The sequence below is a fragment of the Vibrio sp. 1731 genome, assembly GCF_033339955.1.
GTDB classification, from domain to species: Bacteria; Pseudomonadota; Gammaproteobacteria; order Enterobacterales; family Vibrionaceae; genus Vibrio; species Vibrio alginolyticus.
Genome location: NZ_JAWOVO010000047.1, coordinates 1 through 8477 on the forward strand (window position 1 = coordinate 1; position 8477 = coordinate 8477).

The 8477-nt window shown below is 48.9% G+C and carries 6 protein-coding genes and 1 pseudogene; 4 read left to right on the forward strand and 3 right to left on the reverse strand.

From position 1 onward, the window contains the following. Positions 1-236: 236 nt before the first annotated feature. Together R7035_RS24645 and R7035_RS24650 are read right to left on the reverse strand one after the other, a co-directional pair. On the reverse strand, positions 237-746 hold the full coding sequence (locus R7035_RS24645) for a hypothetical protein (protein WP_061894242.1): 510 nt from the start codon (positions 744-746) through the stop codon (positions 237-239). Positions 747-757: 11 nt separating this feature from the next. Continuing rightward, entirely contained in the window at positions 758-1942 is a 1185-nt protein-coding gene (locus tag R7035_RS24650) for an AAA family ATPase (RefSeq protein ID WP_140150490.1), read from the reverse strand. 379 nt (positions 1943-2321) lie between these two features. On the opposite strand from R7035_RS24650, the gene lacI reads away from it, so the two are divergent. The 4 genes from lacI (at position 2322) to R7035_RS24670 (ending at position 8132) form a co-directional block, all read left to right on the forward strand. Continuing rightward, positions 2322-3404 carry a DNA-binding transcriptional repressor LacI gene (gene lacI / locus R7035_RS24655; protein ID WP_264907930.1) on the forward strand — a complete coding sequence of 361 codons (1083 nt, stop codon included), beginning with the start codon at positions 2322-2324 and terminating at the stop codon, positions 3402-3404. A 121-nt stretch (positions 3405-3525) separates the two neighbouring features. Next, on the forward strand, positions 3526-6600 hold the full coding sequence (gene lacZ / locus R7035_RS24660) for a beta-galactosidase (protein WP_264907928.1): 3075 nt from the start codon (positions 3526-3528) through the stop codon (positions 6598-6600). A gap of 51 nt (positions 6601-6651) precedes the next feature. Next, positions 6652-7905 carry a lactose permease gene (lacY, locus tag R7035_RS24665; RefSeq protein WP_264907926.1) on the forward strand — a complete coding sequence of 418 codons (1254 nt, stop codon included), beginning with the start codon at positions 6652-6654 and terminating at the stop codon, positions 7903-7905. A gap of 77 nt (positions 7906-7982) precedes the next feature. Next, on the forward strand, positions 7983-8132 hold the full coding sequence (locus R7035_RS24670; protein WP_346015262.1) for a maltose acetyltransferase domain-containing protein: 150 nt from the start codon (positions 7983-7985) through the stop codon (positions 8130-8132). On the opposite strand, the pseudogene R7035_RS24675 reads toward R7035_RS24670, so the two are convergent. Then, a pseudogene (locus R7035_RS24675) lies at positions 8126-8371 on the reverse strand (IS1 family transposase); the annotation flags it as partial. The gene R7035_RS24670 and the pseudogene R7035_RS24675 overlap by 7 nt on opposite strands. Between the last annotated feature and the right edge of the window lie 106 nt (positions 8372-8477).

Consider the following 8477-nt stretch of genomic DNA (forward strand, 5'->3'; position numbering starts at 1 on the left):
TAAAATACGAACATATGACAAAATCGCTTGGTGTTCACAAGATTTCTGAACCATTTTTGAGAAGGTTTTGGACAGAACCTTGTTAGAGTACTTGTTCTAAAGAGGTTCTGTCAGATAAGAAAAAGTATCTTGTTTCTATAGAAATTTAGAAAATGTCCCGTAACGTTTTCCGTGCCTAACTCTCGACTGTGAAGATATTACCCACACCCCATTAACGGAAATTAAACTATTTGTATTTATTTTTGATTTGAGAGCAATTCTCTGAGCTTAACTATCTGCTCTTTTTCAGTAGCATCTAAAACTTTTTTTGAAAATGATTTTTGATAGCTAGTCTTTTGAGTAGGGCAGCCACCAAGATAAGGTCTAAGTTTAGTTTTACAACTGTCACCACAGGTTCCAGCCTTAACACCAAGAACATCAAGCAGCATCCCCTCAAGACATACAGGTGTGGATAAAATTACTTCAATCTTATGCTTTTTCGCATACGCCCAATCTTGTTGCGGTATTGCGACGTCACTATCCATTAACACGTATCGTTTGTCGTATGCGGCTTCTTGGCTCTTTTTAGCAGACATGAGAATATTTCTAGGTGAACCACCATCTGATGATTCTATTTTAACTACTTGGCCAGTTTCTCGGCCGTCATAGTTGTCTTTCATGTGATTCAAAAATGCTCTGTCGTGAATACCCTCACCAACGACGATTAGTGATGCAACATTAGCCTTTCTAACTTTCTTTTTAGCCAACTTCAACACTCCTATACGTTGGGTACAGCACCTAGAGCACCAGCTTGGTACTTAGCGTAAAGGTTGTCATCGGCACGAATTCCTACCATTTCATCCAAACGCCATGCATCACTTTCAAGACACTCTTTTTCTACGAGGTAGACTTGGTGTTTCTTGAGCATATTTAGTATTTCTGGAGTGTGGCAAGTAAAGATAATTTGTGCATCATGTTGGTTAGTCTCTTTATGCTTAAACCAATCCAGAATGACTGGAAGCATGTGAGGGTGGAGGTCGTTATCAATCTCATCTAGTATAGCAACACCACCATATTGTAATACTGGCAGTACCCTGCGAAGCATTACGAAAAGAGCTTTAGTACCGCTAGACTCCTCGAATAATGGGAGTGTAAATTCACCTTTTTCACACTTATGGATAGCGAAAGGAAAGTCAAACTTGTGTTCCTCTCCTTTCTCATCTGTAACCTTTTGCTGTTTATATTCAATATCGTGAATTCCCAAATCGAAATCAAAGACAGCTTGGTGTAACCTCTGCTTCAGCTTACTATCATCTTTTAGAAATTCGGTCGCTTCCAGAATATCACCATCATTGAAATGTCTACGCCCCATCATATTCACATTGAAGATAAAACTATTAAAGTACGTATAGAGTTCGGATGCATTAGAAACGTTTTGCTGGAATGCAGCTGAAATAACAGAGACATTACTTCTCACTTTTTTAGCTTGAGCCACAGAAAAGCCGAAGCCTTTTTGCTTGTAGCTGTACCCATCATCAGCTTTCTCTCTAACGAACACATACGAGTAGCTACGACTAGTTTTTTTATACAGTGATTCCAACAAGACATCATTTTTTGTAACCGACAAGTTGTACTTGTACTGCTCCCCACCGAGCATGAAGTGCAACTCAAAATCAGTCGGCCTATCGGCATACAATCGGTGGGGCATGTATGGGATACTTTCAGAAGGTTTATAGTCGAACGCAGAAGTCGATATAAATGAACCAAGGAAAGCAAGTGGACGCAACAGCTGAGTCTTACCAGCACCATTAGCCCCAACAACTGCCAATACCTTGTTTAGACGCTCACCAGATTCTAGGTTTATGTCGTAGTAGGAAGCTGATGGTTTTTTCCCAACTTCAAAAGAAACTTCTTGCTCATTGCCAAATGAGTAGAAATTTTTACAGATAAACTTTATTAGCATACAAGAGCCATAATCAACATATTTTCGTTGATTATGGCTCTTGATGGTGAGCGTTTCAACCGTATTAAGTGTGATTTATGTCTAGTACTCAAGTTGTTAAACATGGGGTGTCAGGCTTTTGTATATATGTTACTGGGAAATACATCGACTGCCACATTTTGCTAAACGCCAGCGAAACCATACTGGCGTAGCTTTTTGTAATAGATAGTCATCCTAAAATGATGTTTTCCCGTTTTTTTAGTCTTACTTGTATTATAAAAAGTAAGTCAGTGATGCCTTGGTAAAGTGTGTATTCAATCTGGCGAAACAAAGAAAGGGGCAAAACATTTCGTGGTATGGCATGATAGCACCCGAAGAGAGTCAATTCAGGGTGGTAAATGTGAAACCAGTAACGCTATACGATGTCGCAGAGTATGCCGGTGTCTCTTATCAGACCGTTTCCCGCGTGGTGAACCAGGCCAGCCACGTCTCTGCGAAAACGCGGGAAAAGGTGGAAGCGGCGATGGCGCAGCTGAACTACATTCCCAACCGCGTGGCACAACAACTGGCGGGCAAACAGTCGTTGCTGATTGGCGTTGCTACCTCCAGTCTGGCCCTGCACGCGCCGTCGCAAATTGTCGCGGCGATTAAATCTCGCGCCGATCAACTGGGTGCCAGCGTGGTGGTGTCGATGGTAGAACGAAGCAGCGTCGAAGCCTGTAAAGCGGCGGTACATAACCTTCTCGCGCAACGCGTCAGTGGTCTGATCATTAACTATCCGCTGGATGACGAGGATGCCATTGCTGTGGAAGCTGCCTGCGCTAATGTTCCGGCCCTATTTCTTGATGTCTCTGACCAGACTCCCATCAACAGTATTATTTTTTCCCATGAAGACGGTACGCGACTGGGCGTGGAGCATCTGATCGCATTGGGTCACCAGCAAATCGCGTTGTTAGCCGGTCCATTAAGTTCTGTCTCGGCGCGTCTGCGTCTGGCGCACTGGCATAAATATCTCACACGCAATCAAATTCATCCGATAGCGGAACGGGAAGGCGACTGGAGTGCCATGTCCGGTTTTCAACAAACTATGCAAATGCTGAATGAGGGCATCGTTCCCACTGCGATGCTGGTTGCCAACGATCAGATGGCGCTGGGCGCAATGCGCGCTATTACCGAGTCCGGGCTGCGCGTTGGTGCGGATATCTCGGTAGTGGGATACGACGATACCGAAGACAGCTCGTGTTATATCCCGCCGTTAACCACCATCAAACAGGATTTTCGCCTGCTGGGGAAAACTAGCGTGGACCGCTTGCTGAAACTCTCTCAGGGCCAGGCGGTGAAGAGCAATCAGCTGTTGCCCGTCTCACTGGTGAAAAGAAAAACCACCCTACCGCCCAATACGCAAACCACCTCTCCCCGCACGTTGGCAGATTCCTTAATGCAGCTGGCACGACAAGTTTCCCGACTTGAAAGCGGGCAGTGAGCGCAACGCAATTAATGTGAGTCAGCTCACTCATTAGGCACCCCAGGCTTTACACTCTATGTGTCCGGCTCGTATGTTATGCGAAAATGTGAGCGAATAACAATCCACACAGGATACAACTATGACAATGATTACGGATTCACTGGCCGTCGTATTACAACGTCGTGACTGGGAAAACCCTGCCGTTACCCAACTTAATCGCCTTGCGGCACATCCCCCTTTCGCCAGCTGGCGTAATAGCGAAGAGGCTCGCACCGATCGCCCTTCCCAAGAGTCGCGCAGCCTGAATGGTGAATGGCGCTTTGCCTGGTTTCCGGCACCAGAAGCGGTACCAGAAAGCTGGCTGGAGCGCGATCTTCCTGACGCCGATACTGTCATCGTCCCCTCAAACTGGCAGATGCACGGTTACGATGCGCCTATCTACACCAACGTGACCTATCCCATTGCGGTCAATCCGCCGTATGTTCCCACGGAGAATCCGACGGGTTGTTACTCGCTCACATTTAATATTGATGAAAGCTGGCTACAGGAAGGCCAGACGCGAATTATTTTTGATGGTGTTAACTCGGCGTTTCATTTGTGGTGCAACGGGCGCTGGGTCGGTTACGGACAGGACAGTCGTTTGCCGTCTGAATTTGACCTGAGCGCATTTTTACACGCCGGAGAAAACCGCCTCGCGGTGATGGTGCTGCGCTGGAGTGACGGCAGTTATCTGGAAGATCAGGATATGTGGCGGATGAGCGGCATTTTCCGTGACGTCTCGTTGCTGCATAAACCGAGCACGCAAATCAGCGATTTCCATGTAGCCACTCACTTTAATGATGATTTCAGCCGCGCTGTACTGGAGGCAGACGTTCAGATGTACGGCGAGCTGCGCGATGAGCTGCGGGTGACGGTTTCTTTGTGGCAGGGTGAAACGCAGGTCGCCAGCGGCACCGCGCCTTTCGGCGGTGAAATTATCGATGAGCGTGGTGGTTATGCCGATCACGTCACCCTACGTCTGAACGTCGAAAACCCGAAACTGTGGAGCGCCGAAATCCCGAATCTCTATCGTGCGGTGGTTGAACTGCACACCGCCGACGGCACGCTGATTGAAGCAGAAGCCTGCGATGTCGGTTTCCGCGAGGTGCGGATTGAAAATGGTCTGCTGCTGCTGAACGGCAAGCCGTTGCTGATTCGCGGCGTTAACCGTCACGAGCATCATCCTCTGCATGGTCAGGTCATGGATGAGCAGACGATGGTGCAGGATATCCTGCTGATGAAGCAGAACAACTTTAACGCCGTGCGCTGTTCGCATTATCCGAACCATCCGCTGTGGTACACGCTGTGCGACCACTACGGCCTGTATGTGGTGGATGAAGCCAACATTGAAACCCACGGCATGGTGCCAATGAATCGTCTGACCGATGATCCGCGATGGCTACCCGCGATGAGCGAACGCGTAACGCGAATGGTGCAGCGCGATCGTAATCACCCGAGTGTGATCATCTGGTCGCTGGGGAATGAATCAGGCCACGGCGCTAATCACGACGCACTCTATCGCTGGATCAAATCTGTCGATCCTTCCCGCCCGGTACAGTATGAAGGCGGCGGAGCCGACACCTTCGCAACCGATATTATTTGCCCGATGTACTCGCGCGTGGATGAAGACCAGCCCTTCCCGGCTGTGCCGAAATGGTCCATCAAAAAATGGCTTTCGTTGCCTGGAGAGACGCGCCCGCTGATCCTTTGCGAATACGCCCACGCGATGGGTAACAGTCTTGGCGGCTTCGCTAAATACTGGCAGGCGTTTCGTCAGTACCCCCGTTTACAGGGCGGCTTCGTCTGGGACTGGGTGGATCAGTCGCTGATTAAATATGATGAAAATGGCAATCCGTGGTCGGCTTACGGCGGTGATTTTGGCGATACGCCGAATGATCGCCAGTTCTGCATGAACGGTCTGGTCTTTGCCGACCGCACGCCGCATCCGGCGCTGACGGAAGCAAAACACCAGCAGCAGTTTTTCCAGTTCAGTTTATCCGGGCGAACCATCGAAGTGACCAGCGAATACCTGTTCCGTCATAGCGATAACGAGCTCCTGCACTGGATGGTGGCGCTGGATGGCAAGCCGCTGGCAAGCGGTGAAGTGCCTCTGGATGTCGCTCCACAAGGTAAACAGTTGATTGAACTGCCTGGACTACCGCAGCCGAAGAGCGCCGGACAACTCTGGATAACGGTTCACGTAGTGCAACCGAACGCGACCACATGGTCAGCAGCCGGACACATCAGCGCCTGGCAGCAGTGGCGTCTGGCGGAAAACCTCAGCGTGACACTCCCCTCCGCGCCCCACGCCATCCCGCAACTGACCACCAGTGAAACGGATTTTTGCATCGAGCTGGATAATAAGCGTTGGCAATTTAACCGCCAGTCAGGCTTTCTTTCACAGATGTGGATTGGCGATAAAAAACAACTGCTGACGCCGCTGCGCGATCAGTTCACCCGCGCACCGCTGGATAACGACATTGGCGTAAGTGAAGCGACCCGCATTGACCCTAACGCCTGGGTCGAACGCTGGAAGGCGGCGGGCCATTACCAGGCCGAAGCAGCGTTGTTGCAGTGCACGGCAGATACGCTTGCCGACGCGGTGCTGATTACCACGGTCCACGCGTGGCAGCATCAGGGGAAAACCTTATTTATCAGCCGGAAAACCTACCGGATTGATGGAAGTGGTCAAATGGCGATTACCGTTGATGTTGAAGTGGCGAGCAATACGCCACATCCGGCGCGGATTGGCCTGACCTGCCAGCTGGCGCAGGTAGCAGAGCGGGTAAACTGGCTCGGATTAGGGCCGCAAGAAAACTATCCCGACCGCCTTACTGCGGCCTGTTTTGACCGCTGGGATCTGCCATTGTCAGACATGTATACCCCGTACGTCTTCCCGAGCGAAAACGGTCTGCGCTGCGGGACGCGCGAATTGAATTATGGCCCACACCAGTGGCGCGGCGACTTCCAGTTCAACATCAGCCGCTACAGTCAACAGCAACTGATGGAAACCAGCCATCGCCATCTGCTGCACGCGGAAGAAGGCACATGGCTGAATATCGACGGTTTCCATATGGGGATTGGTGGCGACGACTCCTGGAGCCCGTCAGTGTCGGCGGAATTCCAGCTTAGCGCCGGTAGCTACCATTACCAGTTGCTCTGGTGTCAAAAATAATAATAACCGGGCAGGCCATGTCTGCCCGTATTTCGCGTAAGGAAATCCAGTATGTACTATTTAAAAAACACAAACTTTTGGATGTTCGGTTTATTCTTTTTCTTTTACTTTTTTATCATGGGAGCCTACTTCCCGTTTTTCCCGATTTGGCTACATGACATCAACCATATCAGCAAAAGTGATACAGGTATTATTTTTGCCGCTATTTCTCTGTTCTCGCTATTATTCCAACCGCTGTTTGGTCTGCTTTCTGACAAACTCGGGCTGCGCAAATTCCTGCTGTGGATTATTACCGGCATGTTAGTGATGTTTGCGCCGTTCTTTATTTTTATCTTCGGGCCACTGTTACAATACAACATTTTAGTAGGATCGATTGTTGGTGGTATTTATCTAGGCTTTTGTTTTAACGCCGGTGCGCCAGCAGTAGAGGCATTTATCGAGAAAGTCAGCCGTCGCAGTAATTTCGAATTTGGTCGCGCGCGGATGTTTGGCTGTATTGGCTGGGCGCTGTGTGCCTCGATTGTCGGCATCATGTTCACCATCAATAATCAGTTTGTTTTCTGGCTGGGTTCTGGCTGTGCACTCATCCTCGCCGTTTTACTCTTTTTCGCCAAAACGGATGCGCCCTCTTCTGCAACGGTTGCCAATACGGTAGGTGCCAACCATTCGGCATTTAGCCTTAAGCTGGCGCTGGAACTGTTCAGACAGCCAAAACTGTGGTTTTTGTCACTGTATGTTATTGGCGTTTCCTGCACCTACGATGTTTTTGACCAACAGTTTGCTAATTTCTTTACTTCGTTCTTTGCTACCGGTGAACAGGGTACGCGGGTATTTGGCTACGTAACGACAATGGGCGAATTACTTAACGCCTCGATTATGTTTTTTGCGCCACTGATCATTAATCGCATCGGTGGGAAAAACGCCCTGCTGCTGGCTGGCACTATTATGTCAGTACGTATTATTGGCTCATCGTTCGCTACCTCAGCACTGGAAGTGGTTCTTCTGAAAACGCTGCATATGTTTGAAGTACCGTTCCTGCTGGTGGGCTGCTTTAAATATATTACCAGCCAGTTTGAAGTGCGTTTTTCAGCGACGATTTATCTGGTCTGTTTCTGCTTCTTTAAGCAACTGGCGATGATTTTTATGTCTATTCTGGCGGGCAATATGTATGAAAGCATCGGTTTCCAGGGCACTTACCTGGTGCTGGGTCTGGTGGCGCTGGGCTTCACCTTAATTTCTGTGTTCACGCTTAGCGGCCCCGCCCCACTTTCCCTGCTGCGTCGCCAGGTGAATGAAGTCGCTTAAGAAATTAATGTCGGATACGGCGCGATCGCCTTATCCGACCAACTTATCAGGACGGAATGTTAAAAATGAACATGTCGATGACAGAAAAAATAAAAGCAGGCAAGCTATTTACCGATATGTGCGAAGGCTTACCTGAAAAAAGACTTCGTGGGAAAACATTAATGTATGAGTTCAATCACTCGCATCCATCAGAAGTTGAAAAAAGGGTAATGACTCCAACTTATTGATAGTGTTTTATGTTCAGATAATGCCCGATGACTTTGTCATGCAGCTCCACCGATTTTGAGAGCGACAGCGACTTCCGTCCCAGCCGTGCCAGGTGCTGCCTCAGATTCAGGTTATGCCGCTCAATTCGCTGCGTATATCGCTTGCTGATTACGTGCAGCTTTCCCTTCAGGCGGGATTCATACAGCGGCCAGCCATCCGTCATCCATATCACCACGTCAAAGGGTGACAGCAGGCTCATAGGGGTCACACGACGATTCGGAAAATATTGTACTATAAGGACTTCCTCCCGATGTCAATGGGTGCTCTGAACGCAATCACAATGAAGATTAAGATGCAGTACTATA